The sequence below is a fragment of the Promicromonospora sp. NPDC023805 genome (assembly GCF_040639635.1).
Classification (GTDB): Bacteria; Actinomycetota; Actinomycetes; order Actinomycetales; family Cellulomonadaceae; genus Promicromonospora.
Window position 1 is genome coordinate 1 of record NZ_JBFAAH010000012.1, and the last position, 17,970, is coordinate 17,970.

Here is a 17,970-nt window from a genome sequence, read left to right on the forward strand (position 1 = left end):
CTCGTCGCGAGCACGGCGAGCGGGAGCAGCAGCGAACGGTAGACGACCACGAGGATGACCAGCACTGCCGCGAGCGCGACACCGGTTGCTTCGAGATCGGTCAATCAAACGACCGATCTCGAAGCAACCGACCGAAGTCACTCAGGCGCCCGATGCAAGGGACCGAACTCACTTCAGGTCGCGTACAGGTGACCGATCTCGCGGCGCCACGACTGACACGACGAGCTGCGGGCGCCGGGTCGCCGCCAGTATGTCGGATCGGTGCTGTTCTGGGAGCCCCCTGGCGGCTAGGCTGCGTTCGACACTTTTCCAGGCCACGGCGTCGTCCAGAGCTGCCGGAACCTGGCCGACCGTGAGAGGGAGAGCGACCAGATGCCCGCACGCGACGACCGCACCAGGGGTGCGCGTGCGTTGCGTGGTGGTCTCGCGGCGTCGTCGGCGACGTTCGTCGCCCTGATGTCGCACCTGGCCGGCGGCGGGCAGCTGCCCGGCCTGCTGGGCATCGTCGTCCCGCTCGCTCTGTCGCTGCCGATCTGCATCGCCTGGTCCGGCCGCCTGTCGTTGGCCGGGCTGTCGGCCTCGGTCGTCGCGAGCCAGCTCTTCTTCCACGTGCTCTTCATGCTGGGCACCCCGGCGGAGTCCCGGCCGGCGTCCGGTGCGCATGCCGGGCACGAGGGCATGATGATGCCGCCGACGCCGGCCGCCGGGCAGGCCGCCGAGCTGGCGCCCGCCGACCTCACGATGTGGTTGTCGCACGGCCTGGCAGCGGTCGTCACGATAGTGGTCCTGTACCGCGGGGAGCTGATGCTCCTCCGCCTGCGCGGGCTCGCCGTTCGGGCGGCCGCCTGGCTGCTGGGCGGGCGCGCCGTCGTCGACCACGTCGGCTCCTTCGTGCTCCCGGCCCTGCCCGGCGTCGTCGCCGCGACCTTCCAGGCGCTGCACCCGAGCCCTCAGCTCTCCCCTCTGCTCCGCAGGGGACCTCCCGCACCGCACGCGGTCTGAGCTCTGCATCACGGGCACATCAGGTGCCCGTGGTCTGTTCCGTGCTCGCCCTGTGCTCACTCTGAGCGGCGAGCGGGGACTCGTGTCCCTGTGCGTGCTGACGTCGCATCGCGACGTCGGAGGAGAGGTCTTCTCATGCCCCGATCCCGTCCCCTCGTGGCCGGGCTCGCGGTCGCTGTCGTCGCGCTGTGCGCGACGGCGGTGCCCGCGTCCGCCCACGACAAGCTGATCTCCAGCGACCCCGCGTCCGACCAGAGGCTGGCCGAGGCGCCGGCAGAGGTGTCCCTGACCTTCTCCGCCGACGTCCTGGACATGGGTGCCGCCGTCGTCGTCTCCGACGCCGCCGGCACCGAGTGGGTGTCCGCCGTCCCGGCGGTCGACGGACCCACGGTGACGGCGGTGCTCGACCCGGGCATGCCTGACGCCGGGTACGAGATCCGCTGGCGGGTCGTGTCGTCCGACGGGCACCCGATCACGGGTGTCATCCCGTTCACCGTTGGCGACGGTGAGCCGTTGGAGGCCGGGGCGGGCGACGTCGAAACTGGCGCCGCCGAGACCGGTGGGGCGAGCGTGCCGGGGACCGACGCACAGAGCAGTACGCAGACTCAGATCGCACAGGAGGACGAGGGGCCCTGGCGGGTCGTCCTCGTCGGCGCGGGCGGGGCCGCCGTCGCGGTAGCCCTGCTCGTACTTGTCCAGTTCCTGCGCCGCCCCAGCGATGCGGGCGGCGCCGAGGCGGCCGGCGACGAGCCAGGCCCCTCGGAATCGGTGTGATCAGTGTGAGAGGTATTCCTGTGATGAACCTGCTGACCCTTCGTCAGAGCAAGACCCAGAGCAAGACCCAGAGCAACACCGGCCTCCGGTCGGGCGTCGTCCTCGCGGCGCTAGCCCTGGCGCTCGCGGGCTGCGGCACCACCGCCGGCGCGTCACCCGACGACGCCGCTGGCGCGGCCGAACCGGCCGGGCAGAACGTGACCCTGACCGACGGCTGGGTGAAGGCCGCCGACTCCGGCATGTCCGCCGCGTTCGGCGAGCTGACCAACGCGGGGCCCGACGACGTCACGGTGGTCTCCGCGACCACCGAGGCGTCCTCGATGCTCGAGCTGCACGAGACCGTGGAGAACGAGTCCGGGGAGATGATCATGCGGGAGATCGAGGGCGGGTTCGTCATCCCCGCCGGCGACACCCTCACCCTGGAGCCCGGCGGCAGCCACATCATGCTGATGGACCTCACCGACCCGCTGGAGGCGGGCGAGGAGGTCACGTTCATCCTCACGTTCGCCGACGACTCGACCTTCGAGTTCACCGCGCCCGTGAAGGACTACTCGGGGGCGAACGAGAACTACGTGGGCGGCGACGCCGAGATGGACATGGGCGACGCCGACCACGGCGCCGACAGCAGCACCGACAGCACGGGCACGGACGGCTGATGACGAGGCCCGGTAAGAGCGTGAGCTCCGGCCGGGCCGGGTCGACCCGGCGGCAGTTCCTCCTCGGAGGAGCTGTCGCCGGTGTCGGCGCGGCCGCCGCCATCGGCGCTGACCTCGCCGTGAGCGCCACCACCGACGGTCCCGCCGCCGAGCCGGCGGCGCTGAACGGCGAGCAGACCGTGCGGTTCTACGGCGCGCACCAGGCGGGGATCGACACCGCCGCCCAGGCCAACGGCCTGTTCGTCGCGCTCGACCTGCTCGACGGCACCACCCGCGAGGACCTGGTGCGGATGATGCGCATCCTCACCGACGACGCGGCACGCCTGACGCAGGGGAGTCCCGCGCTGGCGGACTCCGAGCCCGAGCTGGCGACGGTCCCGGCGCGGCTCACGGTCACGTTCGGGTTCGGTCCCCGGTTCGTCGCCCGGGCGCGTGGGATCGCGCCGGGCTGGCTGAAGGCGCTGCCCGCGTTCGCCGTCGACCGGCTGCTGCCCGAGTTCAGCGACGGCGACCTGCTGCTCCAGATCGCCGCCGACGACCCGCTCGCCGTCGCGCACACCGCCCGCATGCTGCTCAAGGACACCCGGAGCTTTGCCTCTGTGCGCTGGAGCCAGCAGGGGTTCCGGCGCGCGCACGGCAGCGTCCGGCCGGGCACGACCATGCGCAACCTCTTCGGCCAGGTCGACGGCACGTCCAACCCGGCGCCCGGCACGGCCGACTTTGACCAGGTCGTGTGGAACGACGACGGGTGGCTGGCAGGCGGGACGAGCGCCGTCGTGCGCCGCATCGGCATGGACCTGGACAAGTGGGACCGGCTCGACCGCGGCGGACGCGAGCAGTCGGTGGGCCGCTACCTGTCCAACGGGGCGCCCCTGACCGGCACCGACGAGTTCGACGAGCCCGACTTCGAGGCCACCACGCCCATCGGGTTCCCGGTGATCCCGGAGTTCTCCCACGTGCGCCGCGCGCGCAGCGAGAACACCGCCGAGCGGATCTTCCGGCGCGGTTACAACTACGACGACCGGCCCATCGGGGAGGCGGTCTCGCTGTCGGGACTGATCTTCGTCTCCTTCCAGGCCGACGTCGACAGACAGTTCGTGCCGATCCAGAAACGCCTGGACCAGCTCGACCTGCTCAACGAATGGACAGTGCCGATCGGCTCGGCCGTCTTCGCCATCCCGCCGGGGTGCGCCGAGGGCGGCTTCGTCGGTGAAACCCTTCTCACCTGAAAGCAGGCTCCTCAATGGCCGAGACGCTTGCCGGCGACCAGTCGAACCTCCCCGCCGACACCGACACCGACCGCACACCCCCGAACCGGTCGAACCCGCCGAACCAGGGGCGCCGCCCGTGGTTCGGCCCGCTCCTGCGGCGGCTGCACTTCTACGCGGGTCTCCTGGTCGGCCCGTTCATCCTGGTCGCCGCGACCAGCGGCGCCCTGTACGCGCTGACCCCGGCGCTGGAGCAGGTGGTCTACGACCACGAGCTGCACGCCCCGGTCACCGACACCCGGCTGAGCCTGGCCGAGCAGATAGTGATCGCCCAGCAGGAGGTCGGCGAGACCGGCGCCCTGATCGCGGTGCGTCCTGCACCCGAGCCGGGCGACACCACGCGGGTCATGTTCGCGCAGGACGGCCTGGGATCCAGCGAGACCCGCGCGATCTTCGTCGACCCCGGTACCGGCGAGATCCGGGGCGACCTGGTCGCCTACGGCTCCAGCGGCTCGCTCCCGCTGCGTACCTGGATCTCCAACCTGCACCGCAACCTGCACCTCGGCGATCCGGGGCGGTTGTACAGCGAGCTGGCGGCCTCCTGGCTCGGGATCGTCGCCACCGCGGGGCTCGTGCTGTGGATCTTCCGGCTGCGCGCCGCCCGCCGTGCTGCCGCCGTCACCGGCGCCGTCGCGCGGCCGAAGCGGCGGACCGGGTACCGGCGCGTGCTGTCCTGGCACACCACCGTCGGTGCCGTCGTGGTGCTGGCGGCGCTGTTCCTGTCCGTCACCGGGATCACCTGGTCCAAGTACGGTGGCGCCAACTTTGACGGCCTCCGCGCCGCGGTGGGCTGGACGACACCTGCCCTGGACACGAGCCTGACCGGCGAGGGCGGCGCCTCCGACGGCGGTGGCCACTCGCACGGCGCGCACGGCGACGACTCCGGGGGCCCCAGCGGCCCGGCGAACCCCGCGACGTTCGACGCGGTGCTCGCCATCGCTCAGCGCATCAACGTGGACGCCGCACAGATCGAGATCACCCCGCCCGCCGAGCCGGGCACCGCCTGGGTGGTCAAGGAGAACAAGCGCAGCTTCCCGACGGCGGGCGACTCGGTGGCGATCGACGGCGGCACCATGCAGGTGACCGACCGGACCGACTTCGCCGAGTTCCCGCTCATCGCCAAGCTCAGCTCCTGGGGGATCGCGCTGCACATGGGCGTCATGTTCGGCCTCGCCAACCAGCTGGTGCTCTTTGCCCTCGCGCTGGGCATCGGCTCGATGGTGGTGCTCGGCTACCTCATGTGGTGGAAGCGGCGGCCGACCCGCGAGCCGCGTGGGCTCGCGGGTCCGCCCCCTGCGCGCGGCGCCCTGCGCGGCGCACCCTGGTGGGGCCTGGCCGTCGTGGCCGTGTGCGCCGTCGCGATCGGGTGGTTCCTCCCGCTGGTCGGCTACACGCTCGCGGCCTTCGTGCTGGTGGACGTCCTGATCGGGGTGGTCCGGGCGCGGCAACGGGCCTGAGCGGCCCGGTGACCGAGGCTCCTACCGGTGCTGCGGCGTACGCAGCTCGTCGGTGAGGCGGGCGAGCGCGTCCTCGGCCGTGGGCGCGGGGCCGAAGAGCTGCTCCTGCCGGCGGGGGTCGGCGACGTAGCGACCGCCGTCGAACCAGCTGAACATCGCCGTCATGTCCTTGACGATCGGCATGAAGGGGCCGGCGACGGCTCCCACGACGCGGGCGATGCCGCCCGGGACTGCCTGCACCTTGATCTTCGTGCCGGCCCGGGCGGCCAGCTGGTCGGCGACCTCGCCGATGCTGACCGGGCGGTCCCAGCCGATGTCTATGCGCTCGCCGTCGGCGGTGTCCGCGTCGACGGCGGCCGCCAGGTAGGCGGCGAGGTCGGACGTGCGGACGAAGGTCAGCGGGACGTCGGTCCTGCCGATCCAGAAGATCCGGCCCTTGTCGAGCGGGTTGCCCGCCCCGCTCGCTATCTGGTCGACGAACGCGCCCGGGCGCAGGGCGACGAAGGGGACGCCGAGCTGTTCGAGGCGGTCCTCGGCGAGCTTCTTGTGCCAGAAGTGCGGGACGCCGGGAGTCTGGTCGCTGGTGAGGATGCTCGTCAGGACGAACCTGCGGATCTCTGCGCGGTGGGCGGCCTCGGCGAGGTTGGCGTTGCCCACTGTGTCGATGTCGTGCGCCTCCTTGCCGCCGCGGGTGTAGCCGGCGGCGGTGGTGATCACGGCGTCGGCGCCGCGCATGGCGGCGACGAGCGAGTCGACGTCGAGCATGTCGCCCCGGGCGATCTCGACGCCCCGGCGTTCGAGCCTGCTCGCGTCACTGGCGGGCCGCACCAGTGCGCGGACGCTCTTGCCGCGTTCGAGCAGCTGGTCGACGACCTGGCCCCCGAGGGAGCCGGTCGCACCGACGACGAGGACTGGGGTGGCGCTCATGGGATCTCGCTTTCCGTCGGTCCCTGCAGTGTCCAGCACGCGGGACCTGGGTGAAGAAGTGGGCTTACGTGGGTTGTACCTGCGGCGGGGTGCGGCCGTTGATCGAGTCGACGACGGCGTAGGCGGTGCGGACGAACGACTCCGCCTGCTGTGCGGTGAGATGCTGCGTGGAGATCTCCTCCAGCGCCTGCCACATCGCCGCGAGGGGTTCCCGCATGGCGCGGCCCTTCTCGGTGAGGTGGACGACCATGACGCGCCGGTCGTGCTCGGCGGGCTCGCGGACGACCAGGCCGGCTTCCTGCATGCGCCGCAGCGATTTGGAGACCGTCGAGTGGTCGAGCCCGACGCTGTCCAGCAGCTCGGACTGGGTCTGGCCGTCCCGGTCGAGGAGGTGCATCAGGAGCAGCTCCTGACCGGGATGCAGGTCCAGCTTGCGGAGCATGGCGGCGGCGTGTCCGCGGTGCGCGCGGGCGAGCTGGAAGATCGCGTAGCTCAAGGGTCCTTCACCGGCCAGTGCGGGGACGTGCGGTGCGGGTGCGGGCATGGTTCGGTTCCTCCGGCGGGGTCGGTGGGACGGTCGGTGCGGCCGACCGTCCCGCCAGCGTAGAAGGCCATCGGACCGGGTGTGACCGGACTGGATCGGGCGTTGGTCAGGCGACGGTGAGGACGAGCTTGCCCCGGCCGTGACCCGCGTCGCTGGCGTCCTGGGCCGCCGCGGCCTGGTCGAGCGGGTAGGCCGTGACCGTGGTGACGACCTTGCCCACCGCGGCGCTCTCGGCCAGCGCGGCCAGGCCGGCAAGGAGGGCGGCAGTGCGTTCCCGGCCGCCGCTGGAGAACGTGACGCCGAGCTGGCGTGCGCGGAAGTCGGCGATGGTGACGATGCGCTCGGTGCCGCTGCGCAGGGTGATGGAGTCCTCGAGGGCTCCCTTCCCGGCCAGGTCGAACACGGCGTCCACACCCTCGGGTGCGAGCGCCCGGACCCGCTCGACGAGGCCCTCGCCGTAGACGGTGGCGGTGGCGCCGAGCGAGGTGAGGTAGTCCTGGTTGGCGGCGCCGGCGGTGGCGATGACGCGTGCTCCGCGGGCGGTGGCGAGCTGGACCGCCAGGGTGCCTACCGCCCCGGCCGCGCCGTGCATCAGCACGGTCTCCCCGGCCGTGACGCCGAGCAGGTCGAGGACGCGCTCGGCGGTCTCGGCCGCCACCGGCAGCGCTACCGCATCCGTCCAGTCGAGGCCGGCGGGCTTGGGGACGACGGCGGTGGCCAGCGCGTACTCGGCGTACGAGCCGGTGTCGGACCAGCCGAACACCTCGTCGCCGACCTGGACGTCCTGCACACCCGCACCCAGGGCGTCCACCACTCCGGCGAGCTCGGCGCCCGGGATGGCGGGCAGCGGCGTCGAGAACATGGACTCCATCGCGCCGGAGCGGATCTTGCCGTCCAGGGCGTTCAGCCCGGCGGCCCTGACGCGGACGCGGACCTGCCCCGGACCGGGCTGGGGGATCTCGACGTCGGCCTCGTGCAGTACCTCTGTGCCGCCGAAACGGTCGAACAGGATGGCTCTCATGTCAGCTCCTCGATGATCAGCCACCAATTAGGTGGCCGGACACATAAAACCTAGCAGCAGTTCTGTGGCTAGCCAAGTATTTCTCGGCGGAGCGTGTCGTGACGCCCGCCACAGGGGACCGGCCCGCTGCGCCGGTCGAGCGCGTCCAGCGCGAAAACGATTTCATGTGCGCCCATTCGCGATCCGGTCTAGCCTTCCCGGCACCCGACCCCGAGGAGTCCTGCGTGAACCAGAAAGCCGCCGACCTGCCGACCGCCGCCCCGCCGACGGCCGGCATCCGGGCGAACGAGACGATCGTGCCGATGCTGCCCTGCGTCTCCAGCGAGGAGACCACCGCGTTCTACCAGGCGCTCGGCTTCGAGATCGCGTACGAGATGCACAAGCCATACCTCTACCTCCAGTTCGCGATGAGCGGCTTCCGGCTGGACTACGGCAAGACGCCCCAGGGGATCGACCCGGCCGACGAGGACGCGGGCGGCTGCCTGGTGATGGTCGACGACGTCGCGTCCTACCACGCGGCGTTCACCGCGGCGATGCGCGAGTCGTACGGCAAGGTCCTTGCCAAGGGTCGGCCGCGCATCACCAGGTACCGTCCCGGCGCTACCCGCTTCACGCTCGTCGACCCCACGGGGAACAGCATCGTCTTCATCCAGCGCGACGAGCCCAAGGGCCTGGAGTACGGAGGTGACAAGAGTCTGCCGCCCCTGCGGAGGGCTCTGGACAACGCGCGCATCTACCGGGAGTTCAAGAACGACGACAAGGCCGCGTTCCGGGTGGTGACCTCCGCGTTGCGCAGGCACGGCGGCGACGCGACGGCGGTGGACCGGGCGATCGCGTACGCGACGCTCATCGAGCTGGCGACCGCCCTCGACGAACGCGAGCGCATCCCGGGGTTGACGGTCGACCTGGAGGCGGTGGTGGCGCAGCTGGACGACGACGAGCGGCGGCTCGTGGCCGACGAGCTGCAGCTCGCCGACGATCTGGAGACCTGGATCAGCGAGTCCCGATGACCTGGGTGGGTGCGGTTCAGCGGCCCAGCACGTAGGTCTGGATCGCGATGACCGCGGCGCCGCGGGCCCAGACGTCGAACCCGGAGGCCTGCACCGCCAGCTCCGGCGGCTCGGCGAGCGGGTCCAGGTCGCCCGCGAGCCCGGCGTCGAGCGCCGTGCGGGCGACGACGGCGAGGCGTGCGCCTTCCCCGCCGAGGACCACCACCTCGGGCAGCGCGACGTTGGTGACGACGGCAACCAGTCGGCCGAGCGCGCGACCGGCGTCGTCGACCACACGGCGGGCGAGCTCGTCGCCCGACTCGGCGAGGTCGAGGACCTCGTCGTAGGGCACCAGGTCGCCGCGTGCGGCGGCGACCTGGCGCTCGATCGAGCCGGTGGTGAGCATCGCGGTGGCGCACCCGCGGTGCCCGAGCGGACAGGGCGGGCCCAGCGGGTCCAGCGAGTGGTGCCCGAGCAGGCCGAGGCCCGCGTTGGGCCCGTCGAGCAGGCGGTCGTGCGCGACGATGCCGACCCCGACGCCCGCGCCGACCGTGACGAGGGCGAACTGGCTGTGCCCGCGGCCCTCGCCGAACCAGTGCGTGGCCTCGGTCAGCGCCAGGACGTCGTTGGCCGCGACGACCGGGCGGCCGGTCCGCTCCTGCAGCAGTGTGCTCAGTGCGACGTCGGCCCAGCCGAGGAAGGGTGCGCGGTGCGCGGTCCCGTCGGGCAGGACGTGCCCGCCGATGGAGACGCCGACGGCGGTGACGTTCGCGACCTGGGCGGCCAGGTGCTCCACGAGCCCGGCGACGACGTCGGCCACCTCGTCCGGGGTGCGGCCGTCGAGCGGCCGGCTGCCGGACGAGACGACGTCGGCCCGCAGCGTGGTGACGACGCCGTGGACGGTGTCCCCGGTGATCTTCACGCCCACGAAGTGGTGCGCGTCGGGGACGATGTCGAGCGGCTGGGACGGGCGGCCGGGCCGCAGGTCACCGGCACCGGGACCGACCTCGACGAGGAGGCCGGCCTCGACCAGCGGCTTGGTCAGGCGCGTCAGGCTGCCCGCGCTGAGGTCGGTGCGCCGCGCGAGCTCCGCCCGGGACAGCGGGCCGTGCAGCAGCACCTCGAGCGCGAGCCGGTGGGACTGACCCGCGAGCGGCACCCAGGGCCGTGCCTCGCCGCTCGTCGTCATCGACCCTCCAGGTGTGGGCTCAGCATCGCTCGGGTATCGCGCGTCCAGATCCTCGCGGCCATTGTGCCGCGCCACCAGCCTATTCGGATTTAGGTTCCACGGCGAAACTAAATATACCCAGATCTGGGTCGCTCGCCAGCCTTGACCCCCTAATATCTTTCGTAGTAAAACTTACTCCGACACCGACGTCTCCGAACCCGAGGACTCCACCCCGATGTCTGTCTCTCTCCAGACCCCGCACTACGCCGCTCCAGGCGCCGCGCAGTCGTTCGCCCACCTGCGTGCCGGGGGCGTGAGCCTGCTGCTCGACACGTCCGGCGAGCACCTGCCGCGCGTGCTCCACTGGGGCGCGGACCTCGGCGACGTCGGCCCCGCCGAGGTGGCGGAGCTCGTGCTCGCCTCGGTGGTCCCGGTGGTCTCGGGCACTCCCGACGTCCCGTACGCGCTCTCGCTGCTGCCCGAGCAGTCGGCGGGCTGGCTCGCGACGCCGGGCGTCACCGGTTCCCGGGACGGCGCCGCGTGGTCGACGGCGTTCCGCGTCACCGGCAGCTCCCTCACCGGCCAGCTGACGCGCGACGACGGGACCCCCGTCGCGCACCGCCTCGTCGTGACCGCCACCGACCCCGACGCCGGCCTCCTGCTGACCCTCGTCGTCGAGCAGTACCCGTCCGGGCTCGTGCGCACCCGCTCCACCCTGACCAACGCGGCCGACGACGTCTTCACCGTGGCCGGCCTCGACACCGCGCTGCCCGTACCCGCCGAGGCCGATGAGGTCCTCGACTGGACGGGCCGCCACCTGCGCGAACGCTCCGCCCAGCGGCACGCCTTCACCGCGGGCACCCACCTGCGCGAGTCGCGCCGCGCCCGCAGCCACGACGGCACCCTGCTGCTCACCGCGGGCCGGTCCGGCTTCGGGCACGGCAGCGGCGAGGTCTGGGGCGTCCACGTGGGCTGGTCCGGCAACACCCGCACCTACGCCGAGCAGGAGATGCCCAGCGGCGCCCGCGTGCTGGGCGGCGGCGAGCTGCTCCTGTCGGGCGAGGTGCGGCTCACCGCGGGCGAGTCGTACTCCTCGCCCTGGCTGTACGCGTCCTACGGCGACGGGCTCGACGAGCTCTCCCACCGCTTCCACACCTACCTGCGCTCCCGGCCGCAGCACCCCACCAGCCCCCGCAAGACGCTGATCAACGTCTGGGAGGCCGTCTACTTCGACCACGACCTGCCCCGCCTCACGGCGCTCGCGGACGCCGCGGCCGCCGTCGGGATCGAGCGCTACGTGCTCGACGACGGGTGGTTCAAGGGGCGACGCGACGACTCGGCGGGCCTCGGCGACTGGTACGTCGACGAGGACGTCTGGCCGGGCGGCCTGCACCCGCTGGCCGACCACGTCACCGGGCTCGGCATGGAGTTCGGGCTGTGGTTCGAGCCCGAGATGGTCAACCCGGACTCCGACCTCGCGCGGCAGCACCCCGAGTGGATCCTGCGGACCGGCCACCGCCTGCCGCCGTCGGCCCGCAACCAGCAGGTGCTGGACCTCGCGAACCGGGGCGCCTGGGACCACGTGTTCGAGCGGATGGACGCGATCCTCACCGAGTACCCGATCGCGTTCGTCAAGTGGGACCACAACCGCGACCTCATCGAGGCGGGGCACCAGGCCACCGGCCGGCCGGGCGTGCACGGCCAGACGCTCGCCGCCTACCAGCTCATCGACGCGCTGCGCGCCGCCCACCCGGACGTGGAGTTCGAGAGCTGCTCGGGCGGCGGCGGCCGCGCCGACCTGGGCATCCTCGAACGCACGGACCGGATCTGGGCCTCCGACTGCATAGACGCGCTGGAGCGCCAGGTCATCGAGGCGGGCACCGGCATGATCGTCCCGCCCGAGATGATGGGCTCCCACATCGGCGCGACGCACGCCCACACCACCGGCCGTACCCACGAGCTGAGCTTCCGCGGCGCGACGGCGTTCTTCGGCCACCTGGGCGTCGAGTGGGACCTGACGCGCGCCTCCGACGACGACCTGACCGGCCTCGCCGCCTGGGTCAGCGCCTACCGGGAGCACCGCGGGCTGCTGCACACGGGCAAGGTGGTGCGCGCCGACCACCCCGACGCCGCCCTGCGCGTGCACGGCGTGGTCGCCGACGACCGGTCCGCCGGGATCTTCGCGGTGGTGCAGCTCACGACCGGCGTCTTCGCGCCGCCGGGACGGGTGCGCCTGCCCGGCCTCGACCCGGCACGGACCTACGAGGTGCGCCCGCTCGCCCCCGGCGACGACATCTCGCCCTGGGCGGGCACCTGGGCACCCGCCTGGTGGAAGGACGGCGCGCGGCTGTCCGGCCGCACCCTCGGCGTCGTCGGCCTGCAGGTGCCCAACCAGTTCCCGGAGCGGTCGATACTGCTCGACGTCCGGGCCGTCCCCGAGGTCTGACGGACGGGGCCGCGGCTGACCGCCGCGGCCCCGCCCCACCCGAGTCACCCAGCACGCCCGAGCTCGCAACGACGCGACAGGAGAGACACCATGGCAGTCCTCACCACGGCGGCCCCGGAGGCGACCCCCGACAGACAGGGCGGACCGGGCGGACAGCGAAGATCGCGCCGGTCCCGGTACGGCGACCTGCGCACCGCCCTGATCTTCCTCATCCCGGCCACCATCGGGTTCGTCACCTTCTACCTCGTGCCGGCGGTGCGCGGGGCGTGGTTCTCGCTGACCGACTACTCGGTGCTCGCCCCGCCGCGGTACGTGGGCCTCGACAACTACGAGCGGCTGGTGCAGGACCCGCTGTTCTGGAACGCGATGAAGGTCACCGCCTACTACGTGGTGATGAACATCGGCCTGCAGACCGTGCTCGCCATCGCGATCGCCGTCCTCATGCAGCGGCTCACCCGCTCGGCGTTCGTGCGGGGCGCGGTGCTCCTGCCGTACTTCGTCGCGAACGTCGTGGTCGCCCTCGTCTGGTTCTTCATGCTCGACTTCCAGATGGGCATCGTGAACGTGCTCCTGGAACGGGTGGGGATCGACGCGCAGGCGTTCTTCGGCGACCCGGCGCTCGCACTGCCCACCATCGCGCTGATCAACGTGTGGCGGCACATGGGCTACACGGCCCTGCTGATCTTCGCCGGACTGCAGATGATCGACCAGCAGGTGTACGAGGCCGCGGAGCTCGACGGCGCCGGACCCCTGCGGCAGTTCTGGTCGGTGACGCTGCCGCTGCTGCGGCCGGTGCTCGCGCTCGTGCTGGTCGTCACGATCACCGGCTCGTTCCAGATCTTCGACACCGTGGCGGTCACCTCCGCGGGCGGCCCGGTCGATGCGACCCGGGTCATCTACCTGTACATCTACCAGCTCGCGTTCGGCCAGCTCGACTTCGGGTATGCCTCCGCGCTCTCCGTAGTGCTCTTCCTCGTCCTGCTCGGCGTGGCGCTCCTGCAGCTCCGGCTGACACGCGCGAGCGAGTCGGACACGAACTGATGCCCACACCAACCGAAGGACGAGGCATGTCGACGACGACGGCGCCCGTAAGGTCCACGACCCGCAGGCCCCGGTGGGGCGTGATCCTCGGCTGGGCCACGATGATCGTGATCCTGCTGATCACGCTGTTCCCGTTCTACTGGATGCTGCGCACGTCGCTCTCCACGAACTCCGAGCTCGCCGCGCAGGCGGGCAACCTCCTCCCTGCGGGCTTCACGCTCGACGCGTTCCGGCGCGTGTTCGGGCTCACCACGCTGGAGGAGTCGCTCGCCCAGGGCGGCGCCGGCGGCCGGATCAACTTCTGGCTGTACCTGCGCAACTCGGTGATCGTGGCCACCGCGATCACGCTGGGCCAGGTCTTCTTCTCGGCGATGGCCGCCTACGCGTTCGCCCGCCTGCGCTGGCCCGGCCGGGACGCCGTGTTCGCCGTGTTCCTGTCGGCGCTCATGGTGCCAGGCATCTTCACCGCCATCCCGAACTTCGTGCTCATCAAGGAGCTGGGCCTGCTCAACACGTTCCCGGGCCTCGTGCTCCCGACGTTCTTCATGACCCCGTTCGCGATCTTCTTCCTGCGGCAGTTCTTCCTCGGCATACCGCACGAGATCGAGGAGGCGGCGATGATCGACGGCGCCAGCAGGGCCCGCACGTTCCTGCGGATAGTCATCCCGATGAGCGCCGCACCGATCACCACGCTCGCGGTGCTCACCTACATCCAGGCGTGGAACGAGTACTTCTGGCCGCTGCTGGTCGGGCAGTCCGACGACGTCCGGGTGCTCACCGTGGCGCTCGGCATCTTCCGCTCCCAGACGCCGCAGGGCAGCCCGGACTGGTCAGGGCTCATGGCGGCCACGCTCGTCGCGGCGCTGCCCATCGTGCTGCTGTTCGTCGTGCTCGGCCGGCGGATCGTCAACTCCATCGGCTTCTCGGGGATCAAGTGAGGACATCGACGATGACCACAACGAAGACAGCCACAACGAAGACAGCCACAACGAAGACGGCCACGGCGGGGCTCGCCGCCGCCGTCGGCCTGAGCCTCGGCCTCGCGGGCTGCGCGGCCACGGACCCCGCGGCGCCGGACGGCACCGTGACGCTCACCTACTGGATGTGGGACGCCAACCAGGTGCCCGGGTACCAGCAGTGCGCCAACGACTTCGAGGCAGCCAACCCCGGCGTCCGGATCAACATCGAGCAGTACGGCTGGGACGACTACTGGACCCAGCTCACCGCCCGGATGGTCGCCGAGAGCGCACCCGACGTCTTCGTCGACCACTCCCAGCAGTTCGGCAAGTTCGCCGAGCTCGACCAGATCCTCGACGTCTCCGACCGGGTGGCCGGGTCCGGGATCGACCTCGCCCGGTACGAGGACGGCCTCGTCGACCTGTGGCGCGGCCAGGACGGTGGCCTCTACGGGCTGCCGAAGGACTGGGACACCGTGGGCCTGTACTACAACGCCGACATGCTCGCCGAGGCCGGGTACACCGGCGAGGACCTGTGGGAGCTCGAGTGGAACACAGAGGACGGCGGCACGTTCGAGGAGTTCGTCGCGCACATGAGCGTGGACCACAACGGCGTCCGCGGTGACGAGCCCGGCTTCGACAAGGAGAACGTAGAGGTCTACGGCCTCGGCTACAACGAGTCCGGCGGCGGGTACGGCCAGGTCCAGTGGGCGCCGTTCGCGCTGAGCAACGGCTGGACCTACTCCGACCGCAACCCCTGGCCCACCGGGTTCAACTACGACGACCCCGCCCTGGTCGAGACGATCGGCTGGTACCGGTCCCTGATCGACAAGGGCTACATGCCGTCGCTGGCGGTCGCGACGTCGGGCATCGGCAGCCAGGAGGCGCTGGGCGCCGGGGCGTACGCGTCCCTGATCGAGGGATCGTGGAACGCCCGGTCGATCAGCGAGCTCGCGGGCGCGGACTTCCAGGTGGCGCCGACACCCGTCGGCCCGTCGGGGGAGCGGGGCACGGTGTTCAACGGCCTGTCCGACGCGATCTATGCCGGCACGCCGCACCCCGACGAGGCGTGGGCCTGGGTCGAGCATCTCGCCAGCCCCGGTTGCCAGCTCCAGGTCGCCGAGGAGGGGCGGGTCTTCCCGGCCGTCAAGGAGGCCTCCGACCAGGCGGTCAAGACCTTCACGGAGCTCGGCGTGGACGCCGAGGCCTTCTCGGTGCACGTGGCCGAAGGGACCGCCACGCCCTCGCCGGTGACCGACCGATGGGCCCAGCTGCAGACGATCATGCAGCCCACCATGGACTCGGTGCTGTCCTTCCAGACCGAGCCGGAGAGCCTCGTGCCCGCGAACCGGCGGGTCGACGAGCTGCTCGACGAGTAGGTCAGAACGGTACGCCGCAGCGCAGCACGACGTTCGCGTACGGTGTCGCCTCGCCGGTCCGGACGACGAGGCGCGCCTGCGGCAGCAGAGCTTTGAGGTCGTCGTGCGGCACGAGCTCGGGGGTGAGGCCACGCTCGCGCAGCCAGGTCTCGACGTCGGTCCCGCTGCTCTCCGCCGCGGCGACGGAACCCTCGACGGCGATCTCGGCGAGCAGCGCGTCGAGCACCTGGGTGAAGCGTGGCACGCCGTGCACGAGGGTCAGGTCGACCACGTCCGCCTCACGAGGGAGGGGGAGGCCGTAGTCGGCCACGACCACCAGGTGCCCGTGCCCGAGCCGAGCCAGCCCCGCGGCCAGGGCCGGGTTGAGGATGCCGTGCCCGCGGGTCATCGCACCTCCGGCAGCGTGTCGGTCGAGGAGGGGTAGGAGGGCTGCGCCCCGATGCCCGTGACGGCGTACGCGCCGACCCGGGCGGCGAGGCGGGCGGCGTCGAGCAGGTCGTCCCCGGCGGCGAGCCGGGAGGCCAGGGCGCCGACGAAGGCGTCGCCGGCGCCGGTCGTGTCGACGGCGCTGACCTTCGGGGAGGGCACCGTGGTGACGACGACCTCCGCATCACCCTCGGTAGTGCGGGAGCGGGTCGCGACGACGGCTCCCGCACTGCCGAGGGTGATGACGACGGACGCCACCCCCGCCCCGGTCAACGCGCGCGCCGCTGCCGCGTGGTCGTCGTCGGGCACGTCCTGGCCGCCGACCAGGGACAGCGCGAGCCGAGCCTCGTGCTCGTTGACCACCAGCGGGTCCGCACGCCGGATCACGTCGGCGTCGAGCTCGATCACTGGCGCGAGGTTGAGCACCACGCGGCCGCGTGCGAGCCGCGCGGCCGTCTCGATGGCCGCGCGGGGGATCTCGCCCTGCAGCACCACGACGTCCGCCCCGGCCACGGTCGCGGCGTGCGCGGACACGGTGTCGGCCGCGACGGCGGCGTTGGCCCCCGGGATGACGACTATCGAGTTCTCGCCGTCGGCGGACACGGTGACGAGCGCGATGCCGGTGGGGCCGGGCACCGTGGTGAGCGCCGACAGGTCGACGCCAGCGGCCCGCAGGCCGGCCGTCGCCTGGCCTGCGAACGAGTCGTCGCCGACGGCCCCGACGAACGCGACCTCGGTCCCGAGCCGGGCGGCAGCGACCGCCTGGTTCGCGCCCTTGCCGCCGGCGAGGACGGACATCGACCGTCCGAGGACGGTCTCCCCGGGGGCGGGGTGGACCGCCACCCGGGCGAGCAGGTCGGCGTTCACGGAGCCGACGACGACGACCCGGCTCACTGGAGGAAGTCCGTCACGTTGTCCTCGGTGACGGTCTGGACGGGCACCGGGGTGTCCTTGGCGACCTGCTCGCCGTCGAGCACCTGCTTCATGAGCTGGACCGCCTGCTTGCCGAGCTCCGTCGGCTGCTGCGCGATCGTCGCGGCGAGCGTGCCCGCCTCGACCGCGGCGAGGCCGTCGTCGGTGCCGTCGAAGCCGACCACGAAGACGTCGCTGCCCGCCCGGTCGCCCAGGGCCTGGACCGCACCGAGCGCCATCTCGTCGTTCTCGGCGAAGACGCCCACGACGTCGGGGTTCGACTGCAGCAGGTTGGTCGCGACGTCGAGCCCCTCGGCGCGGTCGAAGTTCGCCGTCTGCGTGGCGACGACCTCGATGTCCGGGTAGGCCGCGATGCCCTCGGCGAAGCCCTGGCCACGGTCGCGGCTGGCGGACGTACCTGCCACGCCCTGCAGGACGATGACCTTGCCCTTCTCGCCGATCGCCGCGGCGAGCGCGTCGGCGGCCTGCTTGCCGCCGGCGACGTTGTCGCTGGAGACGAGGGAGGTGATGTCGGCGTCGTTGACCGCACGGTCGACGCCGATGACGGGCAGGTCGTCGGACAGGGCCGGGGCGACGGCCGCGCCGGCGGCGTCGGAGTCGACGGCGTTGATGATGACGCCTGCCGCGCCGCCGGTGATGGCGTTGGCCACCTGGTCGGCCTGTGTGGCGGTGTCGTTCTGCGCGTCGACGACGTCGAGGGTCAGGCCGAGCTCGTCGGCCGCGTCCTGTGCGCCGTCCCGCACGTCGACGAAGAACGGGTTGCTGAGCGTGGACAGCGAGAGGGTGACGGACTGCTGCCCGGAGGCGGCGTCACCGCCGCGGTTGCACGCGGTCAACGTCGTGGCGAGGACAAGGCTCGTCACGACGGACGTGACGACCTTCGTGGTGATCGAGAACTTCAACTTCGGCTCCTTCGGCTGTGGCCCGTCCTTGGGCCGGTGGTGGTGCACGGTGGTGCGGGTAAGGCAGGAGGGGTGGAGAGG

Annotated in this window: 17 protein-coding genes; 10 read left to right on the top strand and 7 right to left on the bottom strand. The window is 71.9% G+C overall.

The window, feature by feature from the left end:
* The first annotated feature begins 372 nt into the window (after positions 1-372).
* From AB0F70_RS13430 to AB0F70_RS13450, 5 genes are all read left to right on the top strand, one after another.
* Positions 373-1,002, top strand: a complete 630-nt coding sequence (locus AB0F70_RS13430) for a hypothetical protein (RefSeq protein WP_357448670.1) — start codon at positions 373-375, stop codon at positions 1,000-1,002.
* 135 nt (positions 1,003-1,137) lie between these two features.
* Positions 1,138-1,776: a copper resistance CopC family protein gene (locus AB0F70_RS13435; RefSeq protein WP_357448672.1), complete on the top strand. Its 639-nt coding sequence runs from the start codon at positions 1,138-1,140 to the stop codon at positions 1,774-1,776.
* A gap of 23 nt (positions 1,777-1,799) precedes the next feature.
* Entirely contained in the window at positions 1,800-2,432 is a 633-nt protein-coding gene (locus tag AB0F70_RS13440) for a copper chaperone PCu(A)C (RefSeq protein WP_357448674.1), read from the top strand.
* Positions 2,432-3,661, top strand: a complete 1,230-nt coding sequence (locus AB0F70_RS13445; protein WP_357448676.1) for a Dyp-type peroxidase — start codon at positions 2,432-2,434, stop codon at positions 3,659-3,661. Before AB0F70_RS13440 ends, AB0F70_RS13445 begins: the two co-directional genes overlap by 1 nt.
* A 14-nt stretch (positions 3,662-3,675) precedes the next feature.
* Positions 3,676-5,157 (top strand): PepSY-associated TM helix domain-containing protein, encoded by a 1,482-nt coding sequence (locus tag AB0F70_RS13450; protein WP_357448678.1) that lies wholly within the window; start codon positions 3,676-3,678, stop codon positions 5,155-5,157.
* 21 nt (positions 5,158-5,178) lie between these two features.
* Here AB0F70_RS13450 and AB0F70_RS13455 read toward each other — a convergent pair whose 3' ends face one another.
* From AB0F70_RS13455 to AB0F70_RS13465, 3 genes are all read right to left on the bottom strand, one after another.
* Positions 5,179-6,084, bottom strand: a complete 906-nt coding sequence (locus tag AB0F70_RS13455) for an SDR family oxidoreductase (protein WP_357448680.1) — start codon at positions 6,082-6,084, stop codon at positions 5,179-5,181.
* A gap of 64 nt (positions 6,085-6,148) precedes the next feature.
* On the bottom strand, positions 6,149-6,628 hold the full coding sequence (locus tag AB0F70_RS13460) for a MarR family winged helix-turn-helix transcriptional regulator (protein ID WP_357448682.1): 480 nt from the start codon (positions 6,626-6,628) through the stop codon (positions 6,149-6,151).
* Between the two features lie 106 nt (positions 6,629-6,734).
* A complete protein-coding gene (locus tag AB0F70_RS13465; protein WP_357448684.1) occupies positions 6,735-7,649 on the bottom strand; it encodes an NADP-dependent oxidoreductase in 915 nt (304 codons plus the stop codon).
* 224 nt (positions 7,650-7,873) lie between these two features.
* Here AB0F70_RS13465 and AB0F70_RS13470 point away from each other — a divergent pair, with 224 nt between their 5' ends.
* Positions 7,874-8,659, top strand: a complete 786-nt coding sequence (locus tag AB0F70_RS13470; protein WP_357448686.1) for a glyoxalase — start codon at positions 7,874-7,876, stop codon at positions 8,657-8,659.
* A 16-nt stretch (positions 8,660-8,675) separates the two neighbouring features.
* Here AB0F70_RS13470 and AB0F70_RS13475 read toward each other — a convergent pair whose 3' ends face one another.
* Positions 8,676-9,827, bottom strand: a complete 1,152-nt coding sequence (locus AB0F70_RS13475; RefSeq protein ID WP_357448688.1) for an ROK family transcriptional regulator — start codon at positions 9,825-9,827, stop codon at positions 8,676-8,678.
* A 214-nt stretch (positions 9,828-10,041) separates the two neighbouring features.
* On the opposite strand from AB0F70_RS13475, the gene AB0F70_RS13480 reads away from it, so the two are divergent.
* From AB0F70_RS13480 to AB0F70_RS13495, 4 genes are all read left to right on the top strand, one after another.
* Positions 10,042-12,252 (top strand): alpha-galactosidase, encoded by a 2,211-nt coding sequence (locus AB0F70_RS13480; RefSeq protein ID WP_357448690.1) that lies wholly within the window; start codon positions 10,042-10,044, stop codon positions 12,250-12,252.
* A gap of 90 nt (positions 12,253-12,342) precedes the next feature.
* Complete coding sequence (locus AB0F70_RS13485; protein WP_357448693.1) at positions 12,343-13,293, top strand: sugar ABC transporter permease; 951 nt, start codon at positions 12,343-12,345, stop codon at positions 13,291-13,293.
* 26 nt (positions 13,294-13,319) lie between these two features.
* A complete protein-coding gene (locus AB0F70_RS13490) occupies positions 13,320-14,231 on the top strand; it encodes a carbohydrate ABC transporter permease (protein ID WP_357448695.1) in 912 nt (303 codons plus the stop codon).
* Between the two features lie 11 nt (positions 14,232-14,242).
* A complete protein-coding gene (locus tag AB0F70_RS13495) occupies positions 14,243-15,628 on the top strand; it encodes a sugar ABC transporter substrate-binding protein (RefSeq protein WP_357448697.1) in 1,386 nt (461 codons plus the stop codon).
* A 1-nt stretch (position 15,629) separates the two neighbouring features.
* Here the strand turns inward: AB0F70_RS13495 and rbsD are convergent, their stop codons facing one another.
* Genes rbsD through AB0F70_RS13510 form a run of 3 tightly spaced genes read right to left on the bottom strand, consistent with a single transcriptional unit; the run spans position 15,630 to position 17,889 of the window.
* The gene (rbsD, locus tag AB0F70_RS13500; RefSeq protein ID WP_357448699.1) at positions 15,630-16,016 is read right to left on the bottom strand and encodes a D-ribose pyranase; all 387 of its coding nucleotides are present in this window, start codon (positions 16,014-16,016) and stop codon (positions 15,630-15,632) included.
* Complete coding sequence (locus AB0F70_RS13505) at positions 16,013-16,948, bottom strand: ribokinase (protein WP_357448701.1); 936 nt, start codon at positions 16,946-16,948, stop codon at positions 16,013-16,015. The genes rbsD and AB0F70_RS13505 overlap by 4 nt, the downstream gene beginning before the upstream one ends.
* The gene (locus tag AB0F70_RS13510) at positions 16,945-17,889 is read right to left on the bottom strand and encodes a substrate-binding domain-containing protein (RefSeq protein ID WP_357448703.1); all 945 of its coding nucleotides are present in this window, start codon (positions 17,887-17,889) and stop codon (positions 16,945-16,947) included. The genes AB0F70_RS13505 and AB0F70_RS13510 overlap by 4 nt, the downstream gene beginning before the upstream one ends.
* Positions 17,890-17,970: the final 81 nt, after the last annotated feature.

Coding starts and splice junctions, on each gene's coding strand:
- AB0F70_RS13460 (WP_357448682.1), bottom strand. CDS start 6,628: ATGCCCGCACCCGCACCGCACGTCCCCGCACTGGCCGGTGAAGGACCC.
- AB0F70_RS13435 (WP_357448672.1), top strand. CDS start 1,138: ATGCCCCGATCCCGTCCCCTCGTGGCCGGGCTCGCGGTCGCTGTCGTC.
- AB0F70_RS13495 (WP_357448697.1), top strand. CDS start 14,243: ATGACCACAACGAAGACAGCCACAACGAAGACAGCCACAACGAAGACG.
- AB0F70_RS13475 (WP_357448688.1), bottom strand. CDS start 9,827: ATGACGACGAGCGGCGAGGCACGGCCCTGGGTGCCGCTCGCGGGTCAG.
- AB0F70_RS13440 (WP_357448674.1), top strand. CDS start 1,800: ATGAACCTGCTGACCCTTCGTCAGAGCAAGACCCAGAGCAAGACCCAG.
- AB0F70_RS13485 (WP_357448693.1), top strand. CDS start 12,343: ATGGCAGTCCTCACCACGGCGGCCCCGGAGGCGACCCCCGACAGACAG.
- AB0F70_RS13490 (WP_357448695.1), top strand. CDS start 13,320: ATGTCGACGACGACGGCGCCCGTAAGGTCCACGACCCGCAGGCCCCGG.
- AB0F70_RS13455 (WP_357448680.1), bottom strand. CDS start 6,084: ATGAGCGCCACCCCAGTCCTCGTCGTCGGTGCGACCGGCTCCCTCGGG.
- AB0F70_RS13430 (WP_357448670.1), top strand. CDS start 373: ATGCCCGCACGCGACGACCGCACCAGGGGTGCGCGTGCGTTGCGTGGT.
- AB0F70_RS13480 (WP_357448690.1), top strand. CDS start 10,042: ATGTCTGTCTCTCTCCAGACCCCGCACTACGCCGCTCCAGGCGCCGCG.
- rbsD (WP_357448699.1), bottom strand. CDS start 16,016: ATGACCCGCGGGCACGGCATCCTCAACCCGGCCCTGGCCGCGGGGCTG.
- AB0F70_RS13445 (WP_357448676.1), top strand. CDS start 2,432: ATGACGAGGCCCGGTAAGAGCGTGAGCTCCGGCCGGGCCGGGTCGACC.
- AB0F70_RS13450 (WP_357448678.1), top strand. CDS start 3,676: ATGGCCGAGACGCTTGCCGGCGACCAGTCGAACCTCCCCGCCGACACC.
- AB0F70_RS13465 (WP_357448684.1), bottom strand. CDS start 7,649: ATGAGAGCCATCCTGTTCGACCGTTTCGGCGGCACAGAGGTACTGCAC.